The sequence below is a fragment of the Streptomyces globisporus C-1027 genome (assembly GCF_000261345.2).
GTDB classification, from domain to species: domain Bacteria; phylum Actinomycetota; class Actinomycetes; order Streptomycetales; family Streptomycetaceae; genus Streptomyces; species Streptomyces pakalii.
In genome coordinates this window covers 1,709,727-1,736,618 of sequence record NZ_CP013738.1, presented here as the reverse complement: position 1 = coordinate 1,736,618, position 26,892 = coordinate 1,709,727, and the positions used below count along the sequence as shown (strand labels likewise).

Here is a 26,892-nt window from a genome sequence, read left to right as displayed (position 1 = left end):
CGCCCGGCATCCCGGGCGCGGCCGACCGGGCGAGCCGCGGAGCGACGGGGGGTTCGCCGGCGCAGCGGTTCGGCCGTCACCGAGCGTGGCGGCCCGCTCGCGGGCCCGGGGGTGCCCGGGACGTCCTCCTGGCCGGTCGAGCAATTGCTGAGCTGGGGTGATGCGGTGGGCGTCCGGAGTGTCAGACCTCCCGCCTAGACTCGCAGAGTCAGCACATTCCGTGCCGACGGAGACCGGAGCCCCTGATATCGGAGCCCCGGAGACCGGGGATCGAGTGGGAGGGGGAGTGGACATGACGGAACAGACCCGTGAGGGCGAGGCGCGGACCGCCGACGTCGCCCGCCTGCTGCGCCACCCCGCGGTCTTCCTGCCAGGACCGGTGCCCAGGGAAGGCCGCATCGCCTTCTGGGACCCCCGCGCCGACGGCGGCTCCCATGCCGACGGCGACCCGTGGCGGCCCGACCCCGCTCCGGAGCGGACCGGGACGCCCTTCGCGTACGCGGACGCCACCGTGCGTCCCGACACCGTCCCGTACACCTCCGCCCGGCTCACGGTCGTCCGGCCGGACGACGCCGCGGGCCCCGGGGGCATCCGGACCCGCGAGGTGCCCGCGGCCCTGCTGTCCGTGGCCGACGCGCTGCCCCTGCTCGTCCGGGCCCGGCAGCAGGCGTCCGCCCACCCCGCCACGCGCTGCTGGGGTGCGGCCGCCCTGCACGCCCTCCACCTCCTCGCCCGGGGCCGGATCCTCCCCGGGCTCACGGCGGACGGCCACGACGCCTGGCGGGCCGGTCCTTCGGACGCCGAGGACGTGGCGCATCTGCGGGCGGTCGCCGCCGCCCTGCCGCCCGAGGGGCACGCGGTGCCGGTCCCCGGCTCCGCGCCGCCCCGGCTGCCCGACCCCGAGAGACTGACCGGTGCGTTCCTGGACGCCGTCGCCGACACGCTGCCGCGCACGCCCGCCGCCGCGTTCGCGATGGGCGCTCCGTTCGCCGCCCGCGAGGCCCAGCATCTGCCCCAGGCCGCCGCCTGGGCCGTCGAGGTGGCCTCGGGTTTGGACGCGGGTGTGCGGGTCTCGCTGCGCCTGGACCTCTCCGCGTACGAGCTGTTCGACACCGCCGACACCTACGCGCTCACCGCGGCCCGCGAGGAGGCGGAGACCGCCGGCGAAGCCGTCCGGCCGGAGCCCGCGGACGATCCGGCGGTCCGCCCCGCCGCCGCGGCGATCGTGCAGGTGCACAGCCTCGCCGACCCGACGTACGTGGTGGACGCGGCGGCCCTGTGGAACGGCGGGGCGGGCGAGCCGTTCGGGCCGCGCTCCCAGGTCGACGCGGTGCTGGCCCTGCGCCGCGCCGCCCGCGTCTGGGCCCCGCTGGAACGGCTCCTGGGGCAGCCCGTCCCCGATGTCCTCGCGATCACCGAGGACGAGCTGTACGAGCTGCTGAGCGACGCCGGAGCCCGGCTGGCCGCCGCCGGGGTCGAGGTGCGCTGGCCGCGCGAGCTGGCCCGTTCGCTCACCGCGGCCGCCGTTGTGCGGCCAGCGCCCGGATCGGCCACCGACGGCACGTCCTTCTTCGAGGCCGAGCACCTCTTCGCCTTCGACTGGCAGCTGTCCCTGGGCGACGAGCGGCTGACCGAGGCCGAGATGGACCTCCTGGCCGAGGCGCACCGCCCGGTGGTGCGGCTGCGCGACCAGTGGGTGGTCGTCGACCCCGCGCTCGTACGCAAGGCGCGCAAGCGGGAGCTGGGGCTCCTGGATCCGGTGGACGCGCTGGCCGTCGCGCTCACCGGCAGCGCGGAGGTGGACGGCGAGCGAGTGGACGCCGTCCCGGCCGGGGCCCTCGCCGCTCTCCGGACCCGCCTCCTCGCCGACGACACGACGATCGCACCGCCGCCCGGCCTGGACGCGACCCTGCGCGACTACCAACTGCGCGGTCTGGCCTGGCTGGACCGGATGACCTCGCTCGGTCTCGGCGGCTGCCTCGCCGACGACATGGGCCTCGGCAAGACGATCACCCTCATCGCCCTCCACCTGCACCGGGCGCACCCCTCGCCCACCCTCGTCGTCTGCCCCGCCTCCCTCCTCGGCAACTGGCACCGCGAGATCAACCGCTTCGCCCCCGGCGTGCCCGTGCGCCGCTTCCACGGCGCGGACCGGAGCCTGAGCGATCCGGACGGCGGGTTCGTCCTCACCACCTACGGCACCATGCGCTCCAGCGCCGCCCAGCTCGCCGCGCAGAGCTGGGGCCTGGTCGTCGCCGACGAGGCGCAGCACGTCAAGAATCCGCACTCCTCCACCGCCAAGGCGCTGCGCACCATCCCCGCCCCCGCCCGGGTCGCCCTCACCGGCACCCCCGTCGAGAACAACCTCTCCGAGCTGTGGGCGCTCCTCGACTGGACCACCCCCGGACTGCTCGGGCCGCTCAAGGCGTTCCGGGCCCGGCACGCCCGGATCGTGGAGAACACGGACACGGCCGCCGGTCTCGGCAACGACGAGGCGGTCGAGCGGCTGTCCCGGCTGGTGCGCCCCTTCCTCCTGCGGCGGAAGAAGTCCGACCCCGGTATCGCCCCCGAACTGCCGCCCAAGACCGAGACCGACCACCCCGTCTCCCTCACCCGGGAACAGGCCACGCTCTACGAGGCGGCCGTCCGCGAGACGATGGCGCAGATCGAGGGGGCGGAGGGCATCGCCCGCCGGGGCCTGATCATGAAGCTGCTCACCTCGCTCAAGCAGATCTGCAACCACCCCGCGCAGTATCTGAAGGAGGAGCCCACCCGGCTCACGGGCCGCTCCGGCAAGCTCGCCCTCCTCGACGAACTGCTCGACACGATCCTGTCCGAGGACGGCTCGGTCCTGATCTTCACCCAGTACGTGTCGATGGCGCGGCTCCTCTCCGCACACCTCGCCTCCCGCGCCATCCCCTCCCAACTCCTGCACGGCGGTACGCCGGTGCCCGAGCGGGAGCGGATGGTGGACCGCTTCCAGTCCGCCGAGGTCCCCGTCTTCCTGCTCTCCCTCAAGGCGGCCGGCACCGGACTGAACCTCACCCGCGCCGCCCATGTCGTCCACTTCGACCGCTGGTGGAACCCGGCCGTGGAGGAGCAGGCCACCGACCGGGCGTACCGCATCGGCCAGACCCAGCCCGTCCAGGTCCACCGGATCGTCGCCGAGGGCACGGTGGAGGACCGGATCGCCGAGCTGCTGGAGTCCAAGCGGGCCCTGGCGGACGCGGTGCTCGGCAACGGGGAGAGCGCCCTGACCGAGCTGAGCGACCGGGACCTCGCCGACCTCGTGTCCCTGCGGAGGCCCGCATGAGCCCGCGCATGAGCCCCCGTCCGACGACGGGCCCGGCCGCCCGCAGATCCGCCCCGCGCGCCCGGATCGGCCCGGACGACCTGCGGCGCACCTTCGAGGCGGTGCCCGCCCGCACCTCCGCCGGGGGCGAGTCCTTCGCCGACAGCTGGTGGGGCCGGGCCTGGGTGGACGCGCTGGAGTCCCTGTCGATGGACGAGGCCCGCCTCGCCCGCGGCCGGGCGTACGCCGACGACGGCCAGGTCGCCGCGATCACCGTCACCCCCGGTCGCGTCGTGGCCTACGTGCACGGCAGCCGGGCCCGCCCCTACCGCGCCGAGCTACGCCTGCGCACCTTCGCCGACCCGGGCTGGGAGGCCCTGCTCGACGCGGTCGCCGAGCGCCCCGGCCATCTGTCCGCGCTGCTGGCCAAGGAGATGCCGCACTCCCTGGCCCGGACGGCCGAGGAGGCCGGGGTCCGGCTGCTGCCCGCCGCCGACGACCTCGACCCCAGCTGCACCTGCCCCGACCACGGGCGGCCCTGCAAGCATGTCGCCGCCCTCTGCTTCCAGACGGCGCTGCTGCTCGACAGCGATCCGTTCGTCCTGCTGCTGATGCGCGGCCGGGGCGAGCGTGAGCTGCTGGACGCCCTCGCCCGGCGCAACGCCGAACACTCCGCCCGCGAGCGCCCCGCGGCCCCGGCCATGCCCTCGATCGCGGCGGGCGAGGCCTTCGCCGCCCGCTTCCTGCCGCCGCTCCCGGAGCCCCGCCCCGTCCCGCCGCACCCCGGCCAGCCGCCGTCCTACCCGGACCTGCCCGGCGCCCGTGATCCGCTGGGCCTGGACGCCCTCGCGACCGATGCCGTCGCCCGCGCCCACGCCCTGCTGACCACCGGCCACGATCCGCTGGCCGGGCTCTCCGCGTGGCAGGACGCCGTCCGTCTCGCCGCCGCGCGCCCGACCGCCGGGCTCACCGCCACCACCCGCGCGCTCTACCGCGAGCTGGCGTACGCCACCGGCCGTACGACCACCGACCTGGCCCGTGCCGTAGCCGCCTGGCGCCAGGGCGAGGCCGAGGGCCTGGCCGCCCTGGAAACGCCCTGGGACCCGCCGGCCGGCCCCTTCGACCGGGCCAGGCCCGCGCTCGCCGCCGCCGGCTTCCCGCGCTTCACGCCCTGGCGCAACCACCTCACCCACCCGGCCGGTTCGCTCCAGCTCCGCTTCGGCCAGGACATGCGCTGGTACGGCTACGAGTCCGACCCCGGAGCCGACGACTGGTGGCCGCGCGCCGCCCCGGACCCCGACCCGGTCTCCGCCCTCGAAGCCCTGCTCGCCGGTGACTCCGTCCCGGACACGGCCGGGGACGACGACCCCCACTACGTACGGTAAAACCCTTGGCCGTCAGGGCGTTGACCTTGCTAGCGTCCTCGACGTGGCGAAACTCAATCAGATCATCGCAGTGGAGAAGGGCGTCAAGTCCAAGGCGCACCAGGACCTGACGGCGGCCCATCACGGCCTCCAGAAGGCCGCGTTGCTGGCCGGGATCTCCCGTACCTACCAGCCCAAGGACGAGGAGGGCGAACAGCTTCCGCCCGAGTCGACGCTGGTCCAGGTCAAGGCCGAGGACGTGCTGCGGGACACGGCGACGACGCTGACCCGCCTCTTCGATGTGACCGCCACGAAGGACTGGGCGAACTGCTCGGCCCGCGCCGATGTGAAGGTCGAAGGACGGGTGCTGCTGAGCGAGGTGCCGGTGGCGTATCTGCTCTTCCTGGAGAAGCAGCTCACCGACCTCAACACCTTCGTCCGCAAGCTGCCCGTACTGGACGCGGCCGAGGCCTGGGTGCAGGACCCGTCGACCGACTCCTGGAAGACCGAGCCGGTCCGTACGCTCCGCACCAAGAAGGTCCCCCGCAACCATGTGAAGGCGGAGGCCACCGAGAAGCACCCGGCGCAGGTCGAGGTGTACTACGAGGACATCCCGGTCGGGTACTGGACGACCGTCAAGTTCTCCGGGGCGCTGCCCGCGCGGCGCGTCAACGAACTGCTGGACCGGATCGAGAAGCTCCAGCAGGCCGTGAAGTTCGCCCGCGAGGAGGCCAACGGCGCGGAGGTCACCGACCAGCGGGTGGGTGATGCGGTATTCGGTTACCTCTTCGGGTGACCGACCATGGATTCCCCGGCCGCCGATGACGGTGACCGGGGTGCGCGAGGAGCGCAAGCTGAAACTGAAGCTTGTCGTGAAGGCGCGGTCCCAGTGGAGGTTCGACTCCTCCCTCCGGCACGGGCCGGAGTAGCCCAAGTCGGCAGAGGCAGACCGCCGTCAATCTCAGACTCTTGCTCCAGACTCAGCATTCGCCGCCGATCGCCGGATCGAACGGGCCCGGGCCCGCGCGCGTCGAGATGCCGGTTCAAGTCCGGCCCGCAGAGCTCCGATCTGCGGTGGTCCAAAGGCAGGACGCGACGACATCATGACTGACCCGGACCCTTAAACGTGCCGGCGTGCCAGATGGGTGGCATTCACAGGGCCCGGAGGCCGGCTACGCCTCCGGGCCCGCTCCCGTTTCCGATGCCTCCGCTGATCCCAGCGAGACGCCCCGGCCCGCGAAGAACCGCTCGAACTCCGTCAGCGGGAGCACGGCCGCCCGCGTCCCGGCATCCGTCCCCGACGGATTGTGGAAGTGGACGCCCGCCCCGTCCGTCGTGCGCGCGGTCACCAGCACCAGATGCCCGCCCCGCCCCGGAGCCGGCCGCTCCGGATGCCGGATCCCGTAGTGGACGGAGGCCAGCACGGTCCGGCCCGCGTCCAGCAGCCCGGGGATCTCGGCCACGTCCAGGTGCCGGTGCACCGTGGCCTCACGCCCGTACACCTCGCTCACGTACTCCGCGAAGGGCGCGTAGACCAGGCCCCGGATCGTGCCGTCCACGTCCTCCGTGTACGCCCCGTACTTCAGCGCCTCGTCCCGCAGCGCGAACAGCGAGGGGGCGCCGGCGCCGAGCGCCATGCGCAGACAGGTCATACCGCACAGATGACCTGCCCAGCGGGCGTACTCGGCGGGTGAACCGGCCCCCGAACCGGCCCAGCCGGGGTCCTCGGCCGGTTCGAGCCCGCCCTCCACGATCGCCCCCACCAGCTCCGGCGTGGCGAACTGGGTGTGGACGGGGACGGAGCAGAGGGCACAGGTCACTGGCGATATCCGTTCAGGAAGCGGCCGATGCGGCTGATCGCCGCGTCGAGATCATCAGCGTGCGGAAGGGTCAGGATGCGGAAGTGGTCCGGGCGCGGCCAGCTGAAGCCGGTGCCCTGCACCACCTGGATCTTCTCCCGCAGCAGCAGGTCCAGCACGAACTTCTCGTCGTCCACGATCGGATGGACCTTCGGGTCGATCCGCGGGAAGGCGTACAGCGCACCTTTCGGCTTCACGCACGAGACGCCGGGGATCTCGTTCAGCCGCTCCCAGGCCCGGTCGCGCTGTTCGTGCAGCCTCCCGCCCGGGGCGACCAGCTCCTTGATGGACTGCCGGCCTCCGAGCGCTGCCTGAATGGCGTACTGCGCGGGCGCGTTGGGGCACAGCCGCATGGAGGCCAGCATCGTCAGGCCCTCCAGGTAGTTGCGGGCGTGCTGGTGCGGACCGGACACCACCATCCAGCCGGAGCGGAACCCGGCCACCCGGTACGTCTTCGACAGGCCGCTGAAGGTCAGGCAGACCAGGTCCGGGGCGAGGACGGCCGCACTGTGGTGCTCGGCCCCGTCGTACAGGATCTGGTCGTAGATCTCGTCGGCGAACACCATCAGCCCGTGCCGCCGGGCCAGATCGAGGATGCCTTCGAGGATCTCGCGCGGATAGACCGCGCCGGTGGGGTTGTTCGGGTTGATGATCACGACGGCCTTGGTCCGGTCGGTGATCTTGGCGGCCATGTCGGCGAGATCCGGGTTCCAGTCGGACTCCTCGTCGCAGACGTAGTGCACGGCCTTGCCGCCCGCGAGCGTGGTCACCGCGGTCCACAGCGGGAAGTCCGGGGCCGGGATCAGCACCTCGTCGCCGTCCTCCAGCAGCGCCTGCACGGCCATCGAGATCAGCTCGGAGACCCCGTTGCCGAGGAACACGTCGTCCACGCCGACCTCGGTCAGCCCCATCGACTGGTAGCGCTGGGCCACCGCCCGCCGGGCCGAGAGGATGCCGCGCGAATCGGTGTAGCCGTGGGCCTGCGGCAGCATCCGGATCATGTCCTGGACGATCTCCTCGGGCGCCTCGAAGCCGAAGAGCGCGGGATTGCCCGTGTTGAGCCGGAGCACGCTGTGGCCCGCCTCCTCCAGGGCGTTGGCGTGCTCGATGACCGGGCCCCGGATCTCGTAGCAGACCTCGTTGAGCTTGCTGGACTGCCGGAACTCCATGCGCTGCCTCCCGAGCCGAATTGCGATACTTGGTTTTACCAAGCTTGAGCTTGGAAAGTCCAACAACATGTCTAGACTGCGTCGCATGCCACGTCAGCAGCAGCCAGCAGCACATCCAGCGGCACGCCCCGTCCGTCGCCGGAGCTACGACCAGTTCGACGCCACCGCCCGCGCCCTCGACTCCGTCGGCGACCGGTGGACCCTGCTGATCGTCCGTGAACTGCTGGGCGGGTCGCGCCGGTACACGGACCTGCACGCCGACCTGCCCGGCGTCAGCACGGACGTGCTGGCCTCCCGTCTGAAGGACATGGAGCAGAGCGGGCTGGCCCTGCGCCGCAAGCTGCCGCCCCCGTCGGCCGCGTCGGTCTACCAGTTGACCGAACGCGGTCACGGCCTGCTGCCGGTGCTCGCCGCCCTCGCCGAGTGGGGCGCACCCGCCCTCGCCGAGCGCCGCCCGACCGACGCGGTGCGGGCCCACTGGTTCGCCCTGCCGCTGCTCGGCGCCCTCACCGGACTCACCCGGGAGGGCCTCCTCGAAGTCCGCCTCGACGAGGGCGAGTTCCACCTCCATGTCGGTCTCCGTGCCGGCGGGGGAGCAGGGTTCGTGCTGCCGGGAGCCGAGGCGTACGGGGCGGTGTACGGGTACGGTCCCGCCGACCGCCCCGACGCCCGGATCGTCCTCGGCGCGGAGGTCTGCCTGGAGCTGGCGCGGGGCGGGGCGACCCTCACGGAGGCGGTGAAGGACGGCCGCGTCGAGGTGCTGGGTGACGGCCCGCTGGCGGCGGAGCTGCGCGGGGAGTGAGCATCCGCACGGAGAAACCCCTCACCCCTCGGCCATGATGGAGCCGTGCGACTCGAAGCGATCACCTGGGAACGGCTGGCCGGCGAACTGGCCCGGTACGGCGACGGGCTGTCCGCCGCCGACGGCGGGCCCTGGCTCGCCCTCGGGATCGACGGCGCCCCCGCCGCCCGCACCGGCGAGGCCGCCGAACGCCTCGCCGAGGAGCTGCGGCTGCGCGGCCGCTCGGTCCTGGTGGTCCCCACCGAGGGGTTCCTGCGCCCGGCGAGCCTGCGCTTCGAGTACGGGAAGCAGGACGCGGACGCGTACCTCGACGGCTGGTTCGACACCGGGGCGCTCTGGCGCGAGGTGTTCGGGCCGCTGGAGGCGGGCGGCTCCGGCCGGGTGCTGCCCGACCTCTGGGACCCCGTGACGGACCGGGCCACCCGCACCCCGTACCACCCGCTGCCCGAGGGCGGAGTGGTCGTCGTGCACGGTCCGTTCCTGCTGGGGCACTGGTTCCCGTTCGCGCTCACCGTCCATCTGCGGCTGTCGCCGGGGGCGTTGCGGCGGCGCACGGCGGAGCCGGAACGCTGGACCCTGCCCGCCTTCGCCCGGTACGAGGACGAGGTCGCGCCCATGGAGCGGGCGGACGTGGTGGTCCGGGCGGACGATCCCGCGCACCCGGCCTGGTCGGGGCTGCCGCGGAGCGGGTGAACCGCGTGCGGTGCGGCTCACCGGACGCGTGGGCGGCCACCTGTGCTCAGCGAAACGGTGGCCGGCCGCCAGGCACCTGTGCTCAGTGAACCGGCGGCCGACCGCCCACCGTCGCCACGGCCGCCGCTCCCGCCCGGCAGCCCTCGGCCGCCGCGCCCCTCTCGTCCGCCCCGGCCAGCAGGGCCGTCAGGAACCCACCGGTGAACGCGTCGCCCGCCCCCGTCGAGTCGACCGGCTCGCGCACCGCCGCGCCGGGGACGCGGCCGATGACCTCGCCCCCGGCGGCCACCACGGCCCCCCGCGCACCCAGGGTGACGGCGATGCGCGGGAACCACCGGCTCAACTCGGCCGCCGCGGCATCGGGTTCGGGCAGTCCGGTGAGCAGCCGGGCCTCGTCCGCGTTCGGCAGCAGCAGCTCCGCGCCCTCCGCGAGCTCCAGGAACCGCTTCGGCCCCAGCTCGCCGAGGAACCCGGCCGACGCAGGATCGACGCTCACCGGAACGCCCCGCTCCACGGCGGTCCGCAGGGCGAGCAGCGCCGCCGCCCGGCTCGACGGCGCGAAGAGGAGGTAGCCGGAGAGATGCAGCCGCCCGACCCCCTCCAGCATCGACGGCGCGAAGTCGTCGGAGGCGAGCCGCAGCACCGCACCGGCGTCACTCAGGAACGTCCGCTCGGCCGCCGCGTCGACCAGGGCGATGACCGTCGCCGTCGGAACCTCCTCGTCCACCGCCAGGAACGCCCGCACCCCCGCCCGCTCCAACGCCTCCCGGTGCCAGGCGGCGGACCCCGCCCCGGCCCTGGCGAGCAGCCGCACGTCGGCACACCCCGAACGCACCGCCCAGCAGGCGACGTTGGCCCCCGCACCGCCCGGCAGGGTCCGGATCCGGGCCGACGTGTCCGTACCGTGCGCGAGCGCCGACCCGTACCGCGCCACCACGTCCGTGACGACTTCCCCGACCACCAGGAGTCCGCCGCCCGCCGCCGGACGGTTCACCGGGCGGCCGCCGTGACGGCGATCCTCGCCGCGAGCGTCACGTTCCCGCGTACGGCCGCGAGGTTCGCCTCCAGCGACGCGCCCCCGGTCCGCCGCATCAGCTGGTCCAGCAGGAACGGCGTGACGCCCTGCCCCGAGATGCCTCGCTCCCGGCACGCGTCCAGCGCCTCCGCCAGCACCCGGTCGTGCAGGGCCGGATCCAACTGATCGGCTTCCGCCACGGGGTTGGCGACGATCAGCGCGGACGCCGGCCCGCCCAGCGCCTCCCTGGCCCGGATCACCTCCACCACCTCCTCGGGGCTGTGCACCGTCCAGTCGACGGGTTGGCCCGAACTGCTCAGATAGAAGCCGGGAAAGTGCCCGGTGCCGTAGCCGACGACACAGACGCCGAGGGTCTCCAGCCGCTGGAGGGTCGCCGGGACGTCGAGGATCGACTTCACCCCCGCGCAGACCACGGTGATCCCGGTGCGGGCGAGGAGCCGCAGATCGGCCGACTCGTCCTGGTCGGCGGCCCACTCCCGGTGTACGCCGCCGAGCCCGCCCGTGGCGAAGACGCCGACGCCCGCCCGCGCCGCCAGGAACGCCGTCGCGGACACCGTCGTCGCTCCGCTCGCCCCGGCCGCGAGCGCGGGGGCGAGATCGCGGTGCCCCAGCTTGCGTACCGCCGGGTCCCCGGCGACCCGCTCCAACTGGTCATCGCCCAGGCCCACATGGGCCCGGCCGTCGAGAACGGCGACGGTGGCCGGGACGGCGCCCGCGGACCGGACGAGCCCCTCCAGCTCCCGCGCCACGGAGAGGTTGCGGGGGCGCGGCAGACCGTGCGCGATGATCGTCGACTCCAGCGCCACGACGGGCAGACCGGTACTCAGAGCCGCGCGCACCTCTGCCGAGAGCACCGGCTCGTAGGGTTCTGGTGAGTTCTGAGGCATGCCCCATCCCTGTCGCGGCCGGGAGGGGCGCAAACCACGGCCGGACGTTCTCCGGCGGGTCCTGGTCACCCGGTGGCTTGAAGCGGTCGCTAAGGTGACCGGCCATGACGACAAACGACCAGGTCCCCGCCTCCTTCGCCGTGCACATCCCGGACGCCGAGCTCGTACCGGAACCCCTCGATCCGGCGCAGATCGTCTCGGGCGACCCCGTGGTGACGGGCAAGGTGCTGGGGGAGTCGCCCGACGGCAAGCAGATCCGGGGCATCTGGCAGATCACGCCCGGCGTGGTCACCGACACCGAGGCGAACGAGCTGTTCGTGGTCGTCAGCGGCCGGGCGACGGTCGCGGTCGAGGGCGGGGCGACGCTGGAGATCGGCCCGGGGGACGCCTGCGTGCTGCGCGAGGGCGACCGGACGACCTGGACCGTTCACGAGACGCTCCGCAAGGCGTACCACATCAGCCTCTGAGGGCTGCGGTTCTCCGACAGAGCAGCCGGGGCGACGTCCCGAGGTGCAGCGCGTCCGGACCGGCGGCGCGCGGGTCAGCCGCCGACCGCACCCGGGCCCGCCCCCGGCCGCCTCCGCAGGCTCCGGCGCAGGGCGAGCGCGGCGACCGGCAGCAGCAGCGCGGCGCCGATCGCGTTGAGGGGCCCGTATCCCCACTGGGCGACGATCACCCCCGCCGTCGCCCCGCCGACGCCCGCCGCCGCGCTCATGGTCAGGTCCGAGAGACCCTGCACCGCCGCCTGGGCGGACCGGGGCACCGCGTCGGTGAGCAGCGCCGAACCGGCGATCATCCCCGCCGACCAGCCGAGACCCAGCACGAAGAGGCCCGCCGCGGTCTGCCCGTGCCGGGGCCCGGCCGTGCCCGCGAGCAGCGCGGCGCAGCTCAGCAGTCCGACGGCCAGCCCGATCACGGTCAGCCGGCCGAACCGGTCGGCCAGCCACCCCATCACCGGCGAGAACGCGTACATGCCCGCGATGTGCCCGCTGATGACGAGCCCGATCAACTGGAGGTCGGCGCCGTGCCGGCTCAGATCTACCGGGGTCATGACCATGATCGACACCATGGCGGTGTGCGACACGGTGACCGTCACCAGGGCGAGCCGCGCCATCGGGGACGCGCGTACGGCCTCGATCCCGGCGCGCAGGGAGCGCTTCGGCGGCCCCGACGGGCCCTCCGGGGCCAGGGCGCGGGCGGTGAGGAGCGGGTCCGGGCGCAGCGCGAGCGCCACGACGAGCCCGGCGAGCAGGAAGACGACGGCCGAGCAGAGGAACGGCCCGGCCGCCTCGGGCACCGGCGTACCGCGGAACAGCCGGCTCGCCGGGGCCGAGATGTTGGGGCCCAGGACCGAGCCGATCGTGGTCGCCCAGACGATGGTGGAGATGGCCCGCCCCCGGCGTTCCGGCCCCACCAGGTCGGCCGCGGCGAACCGCGCCTGGAGACCGGCCAGCGACCCCGCGCCGAACCCGGCCATACCGAGCAGCAGCAGGGGGAAGCTCGGCAGCATCGTGGCCAGGACCACCAGACCGCCGCCCAGCGCACCGATCAGATACGCGAGCATCAGCCCGGACCGGCGGCCCCGGGAACTCATCAGGGAGGCCAGCGGCAGTGACAGCAGCGCCGTGCCGAGGACGGACGCGGTCGGCGCGAGGCCGGACAGCGCCTCCGATCCGCTCACCTCTGCGGCGAGCATCGGGGCCAGGGCGATGCCGATGGCCACGCCGAGGCCGCCGAGTATCTGGCTGACGACGAGCACGGCCGACGTCCGCCGCTGCAGAGCGGGCAGGCCGACGGCCGGGGCCGGGGGGAGGGAGAGGGGTCGGGTCACCGGCGCAGTGTGCCACCGCCGGGCCGCCGCCGTGCACCCGAGCGGGTGAAACCGGCCCCCGCGAGAACCGTGCCCGTGCCCTGTCGGCCCTCTAGAACAGCGGCTGCGGCAGCACCCCCTCCAGTGCCAGCAGTTGCCGCTTGGTCTCCAGGCCGCCGCCGAACCCGCCCAGGCCCCCGTCGCTCTCCACCACCCGGTGGCACGGCACCACCACCGGCAGCGGGTTGGCCCCCATGGCCGCGCCCACCGCCTGCGCTCCTTCCGGCCGGCCCACCCGCGCGGCCAGATCGCCGTACCCGACGACCGTCCCGTAGGGCACGCCGGACGCCAGCTCGCGGAGCACCTCACGGTGGAAGCCGGAGGTCAGCGACCAGTCCAGAGCGAGATCGAAGTCACGCGGCTCACCCGCGAAGTACGCCGCGAGCTCGCGTATCGGCTCGGCGAGCCGGGCCGAGCCGGGCGCCGCCACCGGCTCCGTGCCGAACCGGGTCCGCAGCCGGTCGAGGGCTGTGTCCCGGACGTCGGGGCGGGCGTGGAAGGCCACGTTCACCAGGCCCGTCGCGGTCGCCGCGAGCAGCAGCGGGCCGATGCCGCTGTCCACGACGTCCCACTCGACGGCCGGCTCTCCACCGGCCCCGTAGCTGTCCATGCCGACCACCGTACGACCCGCCACTGACAGCGACGGGCCCATCGGTGAGAAGCCGGGAAGGCCGGAAGGCCGCCCCCGCCGCGTCAGCTCGTCGCGTCGCGGACCACGTCGGGGAAGTTGGTGATGATGCCGTCGACCCCGTAGTCACGGGCCTTCACCGCGTCCGCCGCCTTGTTGACCGTCCACGTGTTCACCCGCAGACGCTTGCCGTGCGGGCCCTTGAGCCGCTGGACGGCCGCCACGTAGTCGGCGCCGATCGTCGCGTACGACGGGTTGATCTGATCGGTGAACGCCGCGTACGAGGGCAGGTCCGCCACCGCCGGGGTGCCCAGGAAGCCGGTCGTGATGTCGGGGCGCAGCGCGTGCACCGTCTTCACGCTGTCGGCGCCGAAGCTCTGGATGACCAGCCGGTCCCGTACGTGGGAACGGTCCAGCCACCCCGACCGGCCCAGCGTCCGGATGATGTCCCGCTCGATGCCCGGGTAGGTCGCCGGGCTCTTGATCTCCAGGAGCAGCTTCTGCCGGTTGCGCTCCAGGCGGTTCAGGAACTGGGTCAGCGTCGGGATCCGGGCCCCGGTGAACTGCTCCCCGAACCAGCTGCCCGCGTCGAGTCTCGCCAGCTCCGCGGCGGTGAAGTCCTTGACCGCCCACGGCGCCCGGTCGGGGAAGACCTCCTCGACGTCCGTCGTGCGCTTCAGGTCGGTGTCGTGCAGCACGACGAGCACCCCGTCACGGCTGCGGTGGACGTCGTTCTCGACCCAGTCGATGCCGAGCGCGTCCGCGGCGTCGACGGCGGCGAGGGTGTTCTCCGGCGCGTAGCCCGACGCCCCCCGGTGGGCCACGACGACCGGGTTCGCCCGCTGCGCGGAGACCTGGTCCGGGGCCTCGGGCCGGTCGGCGGGCAGCAGCAGGGCGCCGGCGCCGAGCAGGGCGGCGGCCGTGGTGGAGGCGGTTGCGGTACGGACGAACACGGGGACTCCTCACGTCGGGAGTGTGCGGACACGCAGAGAGTGACAGCGGCCCGCCAACGCCCGGCGGGGTGGCGATGGCCGCGAAATGAACGGAACCTTCGGTCCCGGGGACCACCGCCGGAGCACGGCGTGCGGCCGTGCCGATAAAATGCGCTTTCTTTTGTCTGTCTGCCGGGACGCGCCCCTTGGGGACCCTCCTCGACCCCGGGCATTCTCGAAGGGCGTACGCGCATGCAAGGAACAGTCGACGGATTCACCTACGGCCTGGTGACTCCGGTCGCGGCGTTCCTCATGGCCGCCTTGGGAGCCGCCCTCGGGCTCCGCTGCACCACCCGGTCCCTTCACGCCACACGCTCGTGTCGGGTCGGCTGGCTGGCGCTGGGCTCGCTCTCCATCGGCTCCGGGGTGTGGACCATGCACTTCGTCGCGATGACGGGCTTCACCGTCCAGGAGACGCCGATCTCCTACGACAAGCCCCTCACCTTCGCCGGCCTGGCCGTGGCCGTGGTCATGATCGGCATCGGCATCTTCATTGTCGGGTACCGGGGCGCGACCCGCATGGCGTTGATCACGGGCGGCACCATCACCGGCCTCGGCATCGCCTCGATGCACTATCTCGGCATGGCGGGCATGCGCATGGCCGCGCAGTTCGCGTACGACACCCCCCTCGTCGTCCTCTCGGTGCTGATCGCCGGGTGCGCCGCCACGGGCGCGCTGTGGGCGGCCGTCACCCTGCGGGGTGCCCTCTCCGGCCTCGGCGCGAGCATTCTGATGGCCGTCGCGGTGACCGGGATGCACTACACCGGCATGGCGGCGCTCGACGTGCACCTGCACCTGCCGCCCACCCTGCCGTCCGACCTGTCCGCCGTCCTGTCCGGCGACCGGCCCGCCGAGATGATCGGCCCGATGCTGGTGGGCCCCGGCTGCTTCCTGCTCCTCGCCGCCGTGGTGCTCCTGTTCGACCCCGGGGCCGTGACGGGCGAGCCCCGCCCGGGCCACCGCCCCGGGGACCACAGGGACCACCTGGTCCCGCAGGCGCGACAGCGCCCTCGGAACGATCCCCACGCGCGCGACCGGCGCCCGCGGAGCACCGCCCGGGAGGGCACGGGAAGGGCCCGGTACCGCTGATCCGAGGCCGTTGTCAGTGGTGGGTCGTACGGTGGTTGCATGCGGCCCGTTTCCCAGATCGAACGTTCCACGCGGCCTTTCGAGGTCGTCAGCCCCTACCAGCCCAGCGGTGACCAGCCGACGGCCATCGCCGAGCTGGAGCGGCGTATCCGCGCCGACGAGAAGGACGTCGTCCTGCTCGGCGCGACCGGCACCGGCAAGTCGGCGACCACCGCCTGGATGATCGAGAAGCTGCAGCGCCCCACCCTGGTGATGGCGCCGAACAAGACGCTCGCCGCCCAGCTGGCCAACGAGTTCCGCGAGCTCCTCCCGAACAACGCGGTGGAGTATTTCGTCTCGTACTACGACTACTACCAGCCCGAGGCGTACGTCCCGCAGTCGGACACCTACATCGAGAAGGACTCCTCCATCAACGAGGAGGTCGAGCGGCTGCGCCACTCCGCGACGAATTCGCTGCTCACCCGGCGCGACGTCGTCGTGGTCGCCTCCGTCTCCTGCATCTACGGCCTCGGTACGCCCCAGGAGTACGTGGACCGCATGGTCCAGCTCAAGGTCGGCGAGGAGATCGACCGCGACCAGCTGCTGCGCCGCTTCGTCGAGATGCAGTACACCCGCAACGACCTGGCGTTCACCCGCGGCACCTTCCGGGTCCGGGGCGACACCATCGAGATCTTCCCGGTCTACGAGGAGCTCGCCGTCCGCATCGAGATGTTCGGCGACGAGATCGAGAACCTGTCCACGCTCCACCCGCTCACCGGCGAGATCATCAGCGAGGACCCCACGGTCCACGTCTTCCCCGCCAGCCACTACGTCGCCGGGCCCGAGCGCATGGAGCGGGCCGTCAGCGGCATCGAGCAGGAGCTGGAGCAGCGCCTGGCCGAGCTGGAGAAGCAGGGCAAGATGCTGGAGGCCCAGCGCCTGCGCATGCGCACCACGTACGACATCGAGATGCTCCGCCAGATCGGCACCTGCTCCGGCGTCGAGAACTACTCGATGCACTTCGACGACCGCGCGCCCGGCACCGCCCCCAACACCCTCCTCGACTACTTCCCGGACGACTTCCTGCTCGTCCTGGACGAGTCCCACGTCACCGTCCCGCAGATCGGCGCGATGTACGAGGGGGACGCCTCCCGCAAGCGGACCCTCGTCGACCACGGCTTCCGGCTGCCCTCGGCCATGGACAACCGGCCGCTGAAGTGGGAGGAGTTCCTGAAGCGGATCGACCAGACGGTGTACCTCTCCGCCACCCCGGGGAAGTACGAGCTCTCGCGCGGCGACGGGTTCGTCGAGCAGATCATCCGCCCCACCGGTCTCGTCGACCCCCAGGTCGTGGTCAAGCCCACCGAGGGGCAGATCGACGACCTGGTCCACGAGATCCGCGAGCGCACCGAGCGCGACGAGCGGGTCCTGGTCACCACGCTCACCAAGAAGATGGCCGAGGACCTCACCGACTACTTCCTGGAGCTCGGCATCCAGGTCCGCTATCTGCACAGCGACGTCGACACCCTGCGCCGTATCGAGCTCCTGCGCGAGCTGCGCTCCGGTGAGTACGACGTGCTCGTCGGCATCAACCTGCTGCGCGAGGGCCTCGACCTTCCCGAGGTGTCCCTCGTGGCCATTCTCGACGCCGACAAGCAGGGCTTCCTGCGCTCCGGCACCTCGCTCATCCAGACCATCGGCCGCGCCGCCCGTAACGTCTCCGGCCAGGTCCACATGTACGCCGACAAGGTCACCCCGGCCATGGAACAGGCGATCGACGAGACGAACCGGCGCCGCGAGAAGCAGATCGCCTACAACACCGAGCGGGGCATCGACCCGCAGCCGCTCCGCAAGAAGATCAACGACATCGTCGCGACCATCGCCCGCGAGGAGATCGACACCGAACAGCTCCTCGGCACCGGCTACCGGCAGGGCAAGGAGACCAAGGCCCCGGTCCCCGCACTCGGCGGCAAGGCGGCCCAGGGCGGGGCGAAGGGGAAGGGCAAGGCCGCCAAGGCCGGCGCGGTCGTCAGCGACCGGCCCGCGACCGAACTGGCCGGGATCATCGAGGAGATGACCGACCGGATGCGGGCCGCCGCCGCGGATCTGCAGTTCGAGGTGGCCGCCCGGCTGCGCGACGAGGTCGGCGAACTGAAGAAGGAACTGCGGCAGATGAAGGAAGCGGGCATGGCCTGATTCCGCCGTCGATCGTCGGTGCCGGCCGCGGGGCCGGGCCGCTCCCGGCACCGGCGACCGGCACCGTTTCCACCGCACCGGGCGGGCCGCGCCGGGTGTGTTGCAAGACCGACACAAAAAAGGACCGAACCTGCTGCCACCCGGGGTGGAATGCGTAGGGTGCGGGGAAACCGCACACGGATGGCTGCGGGGCAATGCCGAGAGGGGACAGCGCGTGACGGTCAATATGACCAAGGGCCAGGCCATCAACCTGCAGAAGAGCGACGGGGGGACCCTGACCGCGGTACGGATGGGGCTCGGCTGGCAGGCGGCTCCGCGCCGTGGCCTGTTCGGTTCGCGCACCCGCGAGGTCGACCTGGACGCCTCGGCGGTGCTCTTCGCCGACAAGCAGCCCGTCGACGTCGTGTTCTTCCGCCACCTCGTCAGCGATGACGGCTCGGTCAAGCACACCGGTGACAACCTGGTCGGCGGCGCGGGCTCCGGCGGCGACGACGAGGCGATCCTCGTCGACCTCCAGCGCGTCCCGGTCCACATCGACCAGATCGTCTTCACGGTGAACTCCTTCACCGGGCAGACGTTCCAGGAGGTCCAGAACGCCTTCTGCCGCATCGTCGACGAGACCAACGGCCAGGAGCTCGCCCGGTACACGCTCGACGGCGGCGGCCAGTACACCGCCCAGATCATGGCGAAGGTGCACCGCGCGGGCACCGGCTGGAAGATGACGGCCCTCGGGAACCCGGCCAACGGCCGCACCTTCCAGGACCTGATGCCGTCGATCCTCCCGCACCTGTAGGACCCGGGCGGGTCCGGGTCCCGACCCGGCGTCGAAACGAGCGGGGGCGGCTCCCGGCGGCACAGGCCGCCGGGAGCCGCCCCACGCACAGCACGGCAGTACGCAGCAGGAACACGGCATCGCTCGGCCCGGCGCCCACAGCGGCGCGCGGGTCATCGTCGAGGGGGACAGGGGACATGACGGCCGAACTGGTCCGGGGGCAGAACCACACCTTGCCCCAGACCCGTCTGGAGATCCGGGTGTCGGCGGGCACGCCCGTCGTGGCGGGCGCCACCCTCGGCGACGAGCGGGGCACGGTGCGCGGCATCGAGTGGATCGCCCACCCCGGCTCGCCCCAGCTCCCCGGGCTCGAAGTCTCCCAGCAGGCGGCGGCCGACCACCGGCTCGCCGTCGATCTGGATGCCCTGCCCGCCGGCGCCCACCGGGTCACCGTGCTGCTCGCGCTGCCCGTCGGAGTCGGCGGCCCGGTGCGGTTCGGTGCCGTCCCCGCCCCCTTCGTCGCCGTCACCGGGCTCGACGGCACCGAGATCGCCACCTTCACGCTCACCGACCTGGACGCCGAGTCCGCGGTCAGCGCCCTGGAGCTCTACCGCCGCCAGGACGCCTGGAAGGTCCGGGCCGTCGGACAGGGGTATGCGGGCGGGCTCGCCGAGATGCTCGCCGACCAGGGCGTGACCGACCCAGCCGCCCTGGCCGGATCGATCCAGGAAGCCGTCACCCGGGGCCTGGCCCGCTCGGTGGCCCCGCCGCCGCCCCGCACGGAAGGCGACCGCGTACGGCACGCGACGGGCTCCGCCGACCACCGGCCGACCGCGCCGCCCCCGGCCCCGGAACCCCCCGAGCCGCTGGCCGACCCGGCCGCCACCGGGCCGGCGCACACCACCCAGCCGCACACCGCCCGCGGACCGGCCGCCGCGGCAGCTTCGGCCGCGGGACCCTCCACCGGTGGGCCCATCAACTACGCGCACCCGCGGCGGCAGCATGCCGCGCCCCCCTCGCCGCCGCCCGCCGCGCCCCCCGCCCAGCCCGGACAGCCCGCTCAGCCGGTCGCGGGCGACGCCACCGGCTGGTCGATGGACGAGCGCCTCTACAACCAGATCTGGGGCATGTTCGAGGACCTGGCCCGCGCCGTCGCCGCCCACCGCAGCGCCGTCGGCTTCGCCGAGTCCCGGATGGACCAGGAGATCGACCGTGTCCTGTCCGACCCGCGCAACCGGATCGGCGGAGCGGGCGACCGCGCCCGTGAGGCGGCCCGCGCCAAGCGCGACGAGCTGGCCTCCCGGGCCCGGGAGGCCCTGGACCGCGATCTGGCCCAGCTGGCCGCCGAGGCGGCCGTCGTCGAGCCCGCGCTTCCGGCGGCGTACGCGGGCTGGGGCAACCCCGTCTGGCACGCCCACCGGATCCCCATGGAGATACCGATGGCCCTGCGCATCGGCGATCTCCATCTGCCCGAGCGCACCGACCTGCGCATCCCGCTGCTCGTCCGGCTGCCGCTGGAGCGCGGGATGTGGGTGGACAGCGGCCGGACAGCGTCCGAGGCGGCCACCCTGATGGACACGGACCGGCTGCGACGGCTGGCCATGGAGACCGCGGTCGCGCACGCGGCGCGGCTGCTCGCGGTGTATCCGCCCGGGGAGTTCGCGGTGCACGTCATCGACCCGGCGGGGTCGGCGGCCGGTCCGCTCGCGCCGCTGGTCGAGTCGGGCGTCCTCGCCGGACCGCCCGCCGCCGGACCCGGGGGAGTGGCCTCCGTCCTCGCCCACCTCACCCGGCGGGTGGACCTCGTGCAGATGGCGGTGCGGGCCCGGGCGGCCGACTCGCTCCCGCCCGACCTGGACACCGGCGAACAGCTCCTGGTGGTCAACGACTTCCCGCACGGCTTCGACGACCGCGCCGTCACCCAGCTCCGCTACCTCGCCGACGAGGGCCCCGCGGTCGGGGTGCACCTCCTGATGGTCGCGGACCGGGAGGACGCCAGTGCGTACGGGCCGGTCCTCGATCCGCTGTGGCGTTCGCTGCTGCGGATCACCCCGGTCGCCGACAGCCACCTCGCCGATCCCTGGGTCGGGCACGCCTGGACGTACGAGCCGCTGACGATCCCGCCGGGCAGCCAGGTCCTGGAGCAGGTGCTCACGGCGGTGGCAGCGGCCCGCAGAGCCGCCGGCCGCTGACGGAGCAGACGGATCCGACCTGCGGTTTTGACGACTTCTTTACCCTTTTCTTTACCTACCCTTGGTGATGCCTGTACTGTTCGGGGAACGGAGGGGAGTACTCCTTACGCGACGTGCCCGTCAATACGGATCGCAATCGGTCCCGGGGCGTCGGTCCAGGCGCGCACCACGCGCAGGGATGGAAGAGACCTCCGGCAGCGACGACGCTGATTCAGTAGCCGTAGCGAACTGCCGGAGGCGCAGTGGACGTTTCATGGACCGTATGGGCCCTGACCATCGTTGGTCTGTCGGCCCTCATCGCCGTCGACTTCTTCATCGGGCGCAAGCCCCATGACGTGTCGACCAAGGAAGCCGGGATCTGGACGATCGTCTGGATCGCGTTGGCCGTCCTCTTCGGAGTCGGCCTCATGGTCGTCGGCGAGAGCCAGGCCTCCGGCGAGTTCTTCGCCGGATTCATCACCGAGAAGTCGCTGAGCGTCGACAACCTCTTCGTCTTCGTCCTGATCATGGCGAAGTTCTCGGTGCCCTCGCACCTCCAGCAGCGCGTGCTGCTGATCGGTGTGCTCATCGCCCTGGTGCTCCGCGCGATCTTCATCGCCGCCGGCGCCGCCGTGATCGCGAACTTCTCGTGGGTGTTCTACATCTTCGGCGCGTTCCTGATCTACACCGCCTGGAAGCTCATCCAGGAGGCCCGGGCCGGCGAGGACGAGGAGGACTGGGAGGAGAACCGTCTCCTCAAGAAGATCGAGACCCGTTTCGGTGTCGACGACAAGTACCACGGCACGAAGCTCTTCATCCAGAAGAACGGCAAGCGCATCATGACCCCGCTGATGGTGGTCATGCTCGCCATCGGTATGACCGACGTGCTGTTCGCGCTGGACTCGATCCCGGCGATCTTCGGCCTGACCCAGGACCCGTACATCGTCTTCACGGCCAACGCGTTCGCGCTGATGGGCCTGCGCCAGCTGTACTTCCTCATCGGCGGCCTGCTGAAGAAGCTGGTCCACCTCAGCTACGGCCTGTCGGTGATCCTCGGCTTCATCGGCGTCAAGCTGGTGCTGCACGCCCTGCACGAGAACGGCGTGCACACGCCCGAGATCAGCATCCCGTTCTCGCTCTCCGTCATCGGCGGTGTCCTGGTGATCACCACGATCACCAGCCTCATCGCCAGCAAGAAGCAGGCGGCGGCCGAGGCGGAGGAGGCCGCGAAGGCGGATGCGGCCGAGACCGCCGGCCCGGCCGACGAGGAGAGCAAGACCCTCAGCTGACCCGGGGCCGCCCCGAGCGGCACAGGGACACACCGGCAGCGGCCGGGGTGGACACGGCGAGAGCCGTCCACCCCGGCCGCTTTCGCGTGCGCGCCCGGAAGGCGCGTACGCGAAGGGTACGGGTGCGCCGCAGGCGCGGGGCGGCGGGTGCGGGCTACCAGCCGCGGGCGCGCCACTCGGGCAGCTGGGGGCGCTCGGCGCCCAGCGTCGTGTCGTGCCCGTGGCCCGGGTAGACCCACGTCTCGTCGGGCAGCCGGTCGAACAGCTTCGTCTCGACGTCGTTCAGCAGGCTCGCGAACGCCTCGGGGTCCTGGTGCGTGTTCCCGACCCCGCCGGGGAAGAGGCAGTCCCCGGTGAACAGGTGCGGGGCGCCGTGCGGGTCGTCGTAGACCAGGGCGATGGAGCCCGGGGTGTGGCCGACCAGATGGCGGGCGGTCAGCTCGACCCGGCCGACGGTGATCGTGTCGCCGTCCTCGACCAGGACGTCGGTCGGCACCGGGATGCCGTCGGCGTCGTAGCGGCCCGCGTACGTCCGGGCGCCCGTCGCCCCGGTCACCTGGGCCAGTGCCTGCCAGTGGTCCCCGTGCTGGTGGGTGGTGACGACGGAGGTGATCCCGTCGTCACCGATCAGCGCGAGCAGGGTCTCCGGCTCGGCGGCCGCGTCGATCAGCAGCTGCTCGCCGGTGGCCCGGCAGCGCAGCAGATACGCGTTGTTGTTCATCGCGCCGACGGCGACCTTGGAGATCATCAGATCCGTCAGTTCGTGCACGCTCGCCGGTCCGCCGACCTTCACCGCTCCGCTGTACGTCATACGGCTCAGCCTATAGCGGGGGCAGCGTGGGCAACGGGCCTCCGGCCACCGTCAGGGCGGAGCCGTCACGGCGGCCGCAGAGCCAGCCCAGCAGCTCCGCGGCGGGCCCCTGCACCGTTACCAGGTCGCTCGGCGGGCCGCCGCCCGTGCTCCAGGTGCGGCCGTCGAGGTCGGTCAGCCCGGTGGCGGGCACGCTCTCGTTGCCCAGGAAGCGATCGGCGAGGAAGGCGATCTCCCGCTCCACGAACTCGGCGGGCAGGTCCTCCAGCTCGTAGCCGATGTCGAGGTCGACGTGGTGCAGCTCCACCTCGACCCAGCGCCGGAAGGGCACCCGGGCCGCCGCGTCCGTCACTCCGTTGCGCAGGGCGACCGTACGGGACCAGTCGGCCGGTTCGGCGCTGACCGCCTGAAGGGCGTCCGCGGTCTCCCGCAGGTCGGCCAGCTGCTCGGCGAGCGGGCGGGGGGCGCCGTCGGCGATGTCGGCGTCGCGGGTTTCGCTGCTCGCGTACATCGGGAGGCCTCGGAGAACATTTCCGATCGCGTCGGCGTTACGTGACAGGTGGGTCAGGACATGGCTCCGACTCCATCCGGGCAACCGTGACGGCTCGGCGACAGCGGCGTTGTCCAGTTTGCCGACTGCGTCGAGCAGCCGTTCGGTCGCTTCGCGTACAGCTCCCAGGTCGTGCGCATGATCAATCATGCGGCCGAGCCTAGCCCCGCCACTCATTCGGGTGAAGGAGGGGAAGGGTGGCCGTAAATCGAATGTGCGTGCTATACGCTCGGAGTCGAAAGCCTCTGACACCGCTGTGGCGCCCCCCATACCCTGGGAGAGGGGCTCAGTTCCCCCGCTTCTCTCTAGAAAGGTGCGGACCGGCGTGGCCGACCGTCTCATCGTCCGTGGCGCGCGCGAGCACAACCTGAAGAACGTCTCGCTCGACCTGCCCCGCGACTCCCTCATCGTCTTCACCGGGCTCTCCGGGTCGGGCAAGTCGTCCCTCGCGTTCGACACGATCTTCGCCGAGGGGCAGCGCCGCTACGTGGAGTCCCTCTCCTCGTACGCCCGGCAGTTCCTCGGCCAGATGGACAAGCCGGACGTCGACTTCATCGAAGGTCTGTCCCCGGCCGTCTCCATCGACCAGAAGTCGACCTCGCGCAACCCGCGCTCGACGGTCGGCACCATCACCGAGGTCTACGACTACCTCCGGCTGCTCTTCGCCAGGATCGGCAAGCCGCACTGCCCCGAGTGCCACCGGCCCATCTCCCGGCAGTCGCCGCAGGCCATCGTCGACAAGGTCCTCGGCCTGCCCGAGGGCAGCCGCTTCCAGGTCCTCTCGCCGCTGGTGCGCGAGCGCAAGGGCGAGTTCGTCGACCTCTTCGCCGACCTCCAGACCAAGGGCTACAGCCGCGCCCGGGTCGACGGCCAGACCATCCAGCTCGCCGAGCCGCCCACGCTCAAGAAGCAGGAGAAGCACACCATCGAGGTGGTCGTCGACCGCCTCACCGTCAAGGACAGCGCCAAGCGCCGGCTGACCGACTCGGTCGAGACCGCGCTCGGCCTCTCCGGCGGCATGGTCGTGCTCGACTTCGTCGACCTCCCCGAGGACGACCCCGAGCGCGAGCGGATGTATTCCGAGCACCTCTACTGCCCGTACGACGACCTCTCCTTCGAGGAGCTGGAGCCGCGCTCCTTCTCCTTCAACTCGCCCTTCGGTGCCTGCCCCGACTGCACCGGCATCGGCACCCGCATGGAGGTCGACCCGGAGCTGATCGTCCCGGACGAGGAGAAGTCCCTCGACGAGGGAGCCATCCACCCCTGGTCCCACGGCCACACCAAGGAGTACTTCGGCCGGCTGATCGGCGCGCTCTCCGAAGCCCTCGGCTTCCGTACGGACATCCCCTGGGCCGGGCTGCCGCAGCGGGCCAAGAAGGCCCTGCTCTTCGGCCACAAGATCCAGACCGAGGTCCGCTACCGCAACCGCTACGGGCGCGAGCGCGCCTACACCACCCCCGCCTTCGAGGGCGCGGTGCAGTTCGTCAAGCGGCGCCACACCGAGGCCGAGAGCGACTCCAGCCGGGAGCGTTTCGAGGGCTACATGCGCGAGGTGCCCTGCCCCACCTGTGAGGGCACCCGGCTCAAGCCGATCGTCCTCGCGGTGACGGTGATGGAGAAGTCCATCGCCGAGGTCGCCGCGATGTCGATCAGCGAGTGCGCCGAGTTCCTCGGCCGCCTCAAGCTGAACGCCCGCGACAAGAAGATCGCCGAGCGGGTGCTCAAGGAGGTCAACGAGCGGCTGAAGTTCCTCGTCGACGTCGGCCTCGACTATCTGTCGCTGAACCGCGCGGCCGGCACCCTGTCCGGCGGCGAGGCCCAGCGCATCCGGCTCGCCACCCAGATCGGCTCCGGCCTGGTCGGCGTGCTGTACGTCCTGGACGAGCCGTCCATCGGCCTGCACCAGCGCGACAACCACCGGCTCATCGAAACCCTGGTCCGGCTGCGCGACATGGGCAACACGCTCATCGTCGTCGAGCACGACGAGGACACCATCAAGGTCGCCGACTGGGTCGTGGACATCGGCCCCGGCGCCGGTGAGCATGGCGGCAAGGTCGTCCACTCCGGCTCGCTCAAGGAGCTGCTGGGGAACAAGGCCTCGATCACCGGCCAGTATCTGTCCGGCAAGCGGTCCATCCCGACTCCGGACATCCGCCGCCCGGTCGACCCGGCCCGTAGCCTCACCGTGCACGGCGCCCGGGAGAACAACCTCCAGGACATCGACGTCTCCTTCCCGCTCGGCGTCCTCACCGCCGTCACCGGCGTCTCCGGGTCCGGGAAGTCGACCCTGGTCAACGACATCCTCTACACCCACCTGGCCCGCGAGCTGAACGGCGCCAAGTCGGTGCCCGGCCGCCACACCCGGGTCGACGGCGACGACCTCGTCGACAAGGTGGTGCACGTCGACCAGTCGCCGATCGGCCGGACCCCCCGGTCCAACCCGGCGACGTACACCGGAGTCTTCGATCACGTCCGCAAGCTGTTCGCCGAGACGATGGAGGCGAAGGTGCGCGGCTATCTGCCGGGCCGCTTCTCCTTCAACGTCAAGGGCGGCCGCTGCGAGAACTGCTCCGGCGACGGCACGATCAAGATCGAGATGAACTTCCTGCCCGACGTGTACGTCCCGTGCGAGGTCTGCCACGGTGCGCGCTACAACCGGGAGACCCTGGAGGTCCACTACAAGGGCAAGTCCATCGCCGAGGTGCTGGACATGCCGATCGAGGAGGGCCTGGAGTTCTTCGAGGCCGTCCCGGCGATCGCCCGCCATCTGCGCACCCTCAACGACGTGGGCCTCGGCTATGTCCGGCTCGGCCAGTCCGCGCCGACGCTCTCCGGCGGTGAGGCGCAGCGCGTCAAGCTGGCGAGCGAGCTCCAGAAGCGCTCGACCGGCCGCACGGTCTACGTCCTGGACGAGCCGACCACCGGTCTGCACTTCGAGGACATCAGCAAGCTGATCACGGTGCTCTCGGGCCTGGTGGACAAGGGCAACTCGGTGATCGTCATCGAGCACAACCTCGACGTCATCAAGACCGCCGACTGGGTGGTCGACATGGGCCCCGAGGGCGGCAACGGCGGCGGACTGGTCGTCGCCGAGGGAACACCGGAGCAGGTCGCCTCCGTGCCCGCCAGCCACACCGGGAAGTTCCTCCAGGGAATCCTGGACGCGGACCGGATCGCCGAGGCCGTGGTGCCCTCGGGCGGGACCCCCCGCAAGACGGCCGCCCGCAAGGCCGCCCCGGCGAAGAAGACGGCAGCCGCCAAGAAGGCCACGGCCACCAAGGCCACGGCCACCAAGGCGAAGGCCACGGCCACCGGCACGAAGGCCGCTGCCGCCAAGAAGACGACCCGGGCCCGCAAGGCCTAGGGGGCGTCCGGCGGATCATGACCGGGGGCCTGATCCGCCGGACACCCCCCAGCCCCGGGCTCACCGATGGCGGCGGCCC

21 protein-coding genes are annotated in these 26,892 nt (G+C 72.3%); 12 read left to right on the top strand and 9 right to left on the bottom strand.

The window, feature by feature from the left end:
* Window positions 1–292: 292 nt before the first annotated feature.
* The 3 genes from WQO_RS07615 to WQO_RS07605 are packed head-to-tail and all read left to right on the top strand — an operon-like array spanning window position 293 to window position 5,452.
* A complete protein-coding gene (locus WQO_RS07615; RefSeq protein ID WP_010061226.1) occupies window positions 293–3,313 on the top strand; it encodes a DEAD/DEAH box helicase in 3,021 nt (1,006 codons plus the stop codon).
* 8 nt (window positions 3,314–3,321) lie between these two features.
* Window positions 3,322–4,677, top strand: a complete 1,356-nt coding sequence (locus WQO_RS07610; RefSeq protein WP_010061227.1) for an SWIM zinc finger family protein — start codon at window positions 3,322–3,324, stop codon at window positions 4,675–4,677.
* Window positions 4,678–4,720: 43 nt separating this feature from the next.
* Entirely contained in the window at window positions 4,721–5,452 is a 732-nt protein-coding gene (locus WQO_RS07605) for a DUF7873 family protein (protein WP_010061229.1), read from the top strand.
* Between the two features lie 376 nt (window positions 5,453–5,828).
* Here the strand turns inward: WQO_RS07605 and WQO_RS07600 are convergent, their stop codons facing one another.
* Both WQO_RS07600 and WQO_RS07595 read right to left on the bottom strand, forming a co-directional pair.
* Complete coding sequence (locus WQO_RS07600; RefSeq protein WP_010061232.1) at window positions 5,829–6,476, bottom strand: C39 family peptidase; 648 nt, start codon at window positions 6,474–6,476, stop codon at window positions 5,829–5,831.
* Window positions 6,473–7,684: a pyridoxal phosphate-dependent aminotransferase gene (locus WQO_RS07595; RefSeq protein ID WP_010061233.1), complete on the bottom strand. Its 1,212-nt coding sequence runs from the start codon at window positions 7,682–7,684 to the stop codon at window positions 6,473–6,475. The genes WQO_RS07600 and WQO_RS07595 overlap by 4 nt, the downstream gene beginning before the upstream one ends.
* A gap of 85 nt (window positions 7,685–7,769) precedes the next feature.
* On the opposite strand from WQO_RS07595, the gene WQO_RS07590 reads away from it, so the two are divergent.
* Window positions 7,770–8,486 carry a winged helix-turn-helix transcriptional regulator gene (locus tag WQO_RS07590; protein WP_010061234.1) on the top strand — a complete coding sequence of 239 codons (717 nt, stop codon included), beginning with the start codon at window positions 7,770–7,772 and terminating at the stop codon, window positions 8,484–8,486.
* Window positions 8,487–8,531: 45 nt separating this feature from the next.
* The gene (locus tag WQO_RS07585) at window positions 8,532–9,179 is read left to right on the top strand and encodes a nucleoside/nucleotide kinase family protein (RefSeq protein ID WP_010061235.1); all 648 of its coding nucleotides are present in this window, start codon (window positions 8,532–8,534) and stop codon (window positions 9,177–9,179) included.
* Between the two features lie 82 nt (window positions 9,180–9,261).
* On the opposite strand, the gene WQO_RS07580 is transcribed toward WQO_RS07585, so the two are convergent.
* Both WQO_RS07580 and WQO_RS07575 read right to left on the bottom strand, forming a co-directional pair.
* A complete protein-coding gene (locus tag WQO_RS07580) occupies window positions 9,262–10,173 on the bottom strand; it encodes a carbohydrate kinase family protein (protein WP_010061236.1) in 912 nt (303 codons plus the stop codon).
* Window positions 10,170–11,102 (bottom strand): pseudouridine-5'-phosphate glycosidase, encoded by a 933-nt coding sequence (locus WQO_RS07575; RefSeq protein WP_029182342.1) that lies wholly within the window; start codon window positions 11,100–11,102, stop codon window positions 10,170–10,172. The genes WQO_RS07580 and WQO_RS07575 overlap by 4 nt, the downstream gene beginning before the upstream one ends.
* A 104-nt stretch (window positions 11,103–11,206) precedes the next feature.
* Here WQO_RS07575 and WQO_RS07570 point away from each other — a divergent pair, with 104 nt between their 5' ends.
* Window positions 11,207–11,569, top strand: a complete 363-nt coding sequence (locus WQO_RS07570; protein ID WP_010061239.1) for a cupin domain-containing protein — start codon at window positions 11,207–11,209, stop codon at window positions 11,567–11,569.
* Between the two features lie 74 nt (window positions 11,570–11,643).
* On the opposite strand, the gene WQO_RS07565 is transcribed toward WQO_RS07570, so the two are convergent.
* The 3 genes from WQO_RS07565 to WQO_RS07555 form a co-directional block, all read right to left on the bottom strand.
* Complete coding sequence (locus tag WQO_RS07565) at window positions 11,644–12,861, bottom strand: MFS transporter (RefSeq protein ID WP_032748612.1); 1,218 nt, start codon at window positions 12,859–12,861, stop codon at window positions 11,644–11,646.
* 163 nt (window positions 12,862–13,024) lie between these two features.
* On the bottom strand, window positions 13,025–13,582 hold the full coding sequence (locus WQO_RS07560; RefSeq protein WP_029182343.1) for a methylated-DNA--[protein]-cysteine S-methyltransferase: 558 nt from the start codon (window positions 13,580–13,582) through the stop codon (window positions 13,025–13,027).
* An 83-nt stretch (window positions 13,583–13,665) separates the two neighbouring features.
* Window positions 13,666–14,553, bottom strand: a complete 888-nt coding sequence (locus WQO_RS07555) for a glycerophosphodiester phosphodiesterase family protein (RefSeq protein WP_010061245.1) — start codon at window positions 14,551–14,553, stop codon at window positions 13,666–13,668.
* A 231-nt stretch (window positions 14,554–14,784) separates the two neighbouring features.
* Here WQO_RS07555 and WQO_RS07550 point away from each other — a divergent pair, with 231 nt between their 5' ends.
* The 5 genes from WQO_RS07550 (at window position 14,785) to WQO_RS07530 (ending at window position 22,088) form a co-directional block, all read left to right on the top strand.
* On the top strand, window positions 14,785–15,681 hold the full coding sequence (locus WQO_RS07550; RefSeq protein WP_010061247.1) for an MHYT domain-containing protein: 897 nt from the start codon (window positions 14,785–14,787) through the stop codon (window positions 15,679–15,681).
* A gap of 39 nt (window positions 15,682–15,720) precedes the next feature.
* Window positions 15,721–17,856, top strand: a complete 2,136-nt coding sequence (uvrB, locus tag WQO_RS07545; protein WP_010061249.1) for an excinuclease ABC subunit UvrB — start codon at window positions 15,721–15,723, stop codon at window positions 17,854–17,856.
* A gap of 214 nt (window positions 17,857–18,070) precedes the next feature.
* Window positions 18,071–18,649: a TerD family protein gene (locus WQO_RS07540; protein ID WP_010061252.1), complete on the top strand. Its 579-nt coding sequence runs from the start codon at window positions 18,071–18,073 to the stop codon at window positions 18,647–18,649.
* 176 nt (window positions 18,650–18,825) lie between these two features.
* A complete protein-coding gene (locus WQO_RS07535) occupies window positions 18,826–20,820 on the top strand; it encodes a TerD family protein (protein ID WP_010061253.1) in 1,995 nt (664 codons plus the stop codon).
* Between the two features lie 242 nt (window positions 20,821–21,062).
* A complete protein-coding gene (locus WQO_RS07530) occupies window positions 21,063–22,088 on the top strand; it encodes a TerC family protein (protein WP_058953906.1) in 1,026 nt (341 codons plus the stop codon).
* A 154-nt stretch (window positions 22,089–22,242) separates the two neighbouring features.
* Here WQO_RS07530 and WQO_RS07525 read toward each other — a convergent pair whose 3' ends face one another.
* Window positions 22,243–22,899: an MBL fold metallo-hydrolase gene (locus WQO_RS07525; RefSeq protein WP_010061255.1), complete on the bottom strand. Its 657-nt coding sequence runs from the start codon at window positions 22,897–22,899 to the stop codon at window positions 22,243–22,245.
* 10 nt (window positions 22,900–22,909) lie between these two features.
* Window positions 22,910–23,599 carry a maleylpyruvate isomerase family mycothiol-dependent enzyme gene (locus WQO_RS07520; RefSeq protein ID WP_029182344.1) on the bottom strand — a complete coding sequence of 230 codons (690 nt, stop codon included), beginning with the start codon at window positions 23,597–23,599 and terminating at the stop codon, window positions 22,910–22,912.
* Between the two features lie 175 nt (window positions 23,600–23,774).
* On the opposite strand from WQO_RS07520, the gene uvrA reads away from it, so the two are divergent.
* The gene (uvrA, locus tag WQO_RS07515; RefSeq protein ID WP_010061257.1) at window positions 23,775–26,813 is read left to right on the top strand and encodes an excinuclease ABC subunit UvrA; all 3,039 of its coding nucleotides are present in this window, start codon (window positions 23,775–23,777) and stop codon (window positions 26,811–26,813) included.
* Window positions 26,814–26,892: the final 79 nt, after the last annotated feature.

What these genes read in the sequence shown, in the direction of transcription:
- WQO_RS07550 (WP_010061247.1), top strand. Translation starts at nt 14,785, where the DNA reads ATGCAAGGAACAGTCGACGGATTCACCTACGGCCTGGTGACTCCGGTC.
- WQO_RS07615 (WP_010061226.1), top strand. Translation starts at nt 293, where the DNA reads ATGACGGAACAGACCCGTGAGGGCGAGGCGCGGACCGCCGACGTCGCC.
- uvrB (WP_010061249.1), top strand. Translation starts at nt 15,721, where the DNA reads ATGCGGCCCGTTTCCCAGATCGAACGTTCCACGCGGCCTTTCGAGGTC.
- WQO_RS07535 (WP_010061253.1), top strand. Translation starts at nt 18,826, where the DNA reads ATGACGGCCGAACTGGTCCGGGGGCAGAACCACACCTTGCCCCAGACC.
- WQO_RS07575 (WP_029182342.1), bottom strand. Translation starts at nt 11,102, where the DNA reads ATGCCTCAGAACTCACCAGAACCCTACGAGCCGGTGCTCTCGGCAGAG.
- WQO_RS07520 (WP_029182344.1), bottom strand. Translation starts at nt 23,599, where the DNA reads ATGATTGATCATGCGCACGACCTGGGAGCTGTACGCGAAGCGACCGAA.
- WQO_RS07525 (WP_010061255.1), bottom strand. Translation starts at nt 22,899, where the DNA reads ATGACGTACAGCGGAGCGGTGAAGGTCGGCGGACCGGCGAGCGTGCAC.
- WQO_RS07595 (WP_010061233.1), bottom strand. Translation starts at nt 7,684, where the DNA reads ATGGAGTTCCGGCAGTCCAGCAAGCTCAACGAGGTCTGCTACGAGATC.
- WQO_RS07590 (WP_010061234.1), top strand. Translation starts at nt 7,770, where the DNA reads ATGCCACGTCAGCAGCAGCCAGCAGCACATCCAGCGGCACGCCCCGTC.
- WQO_RS07570 (WP_010061239.1), top strand. Translation starts at nt 11,207, where the DNA reads ATGACGACAAACGACCAGGTCCCCGCCTCCTTCGCCGTGCACATCCCG.
- WQO_RS07560 (WP_029182343.1), bottom strand. Translation starts at nt 13,582, where the DNA reads ATGGACAGCTACGGGGCCGGTGGAGAGCCGGCCGTCGAGTGGGACGTC.
- WQO_RS07610 (WP_010061227.1), top strand. Translation starts at nt 3,322, where the DNA reads ATGAGCCCCCGTCCGACGACGGGCCCGGCCGCCCGCAGATCCGCCCCG.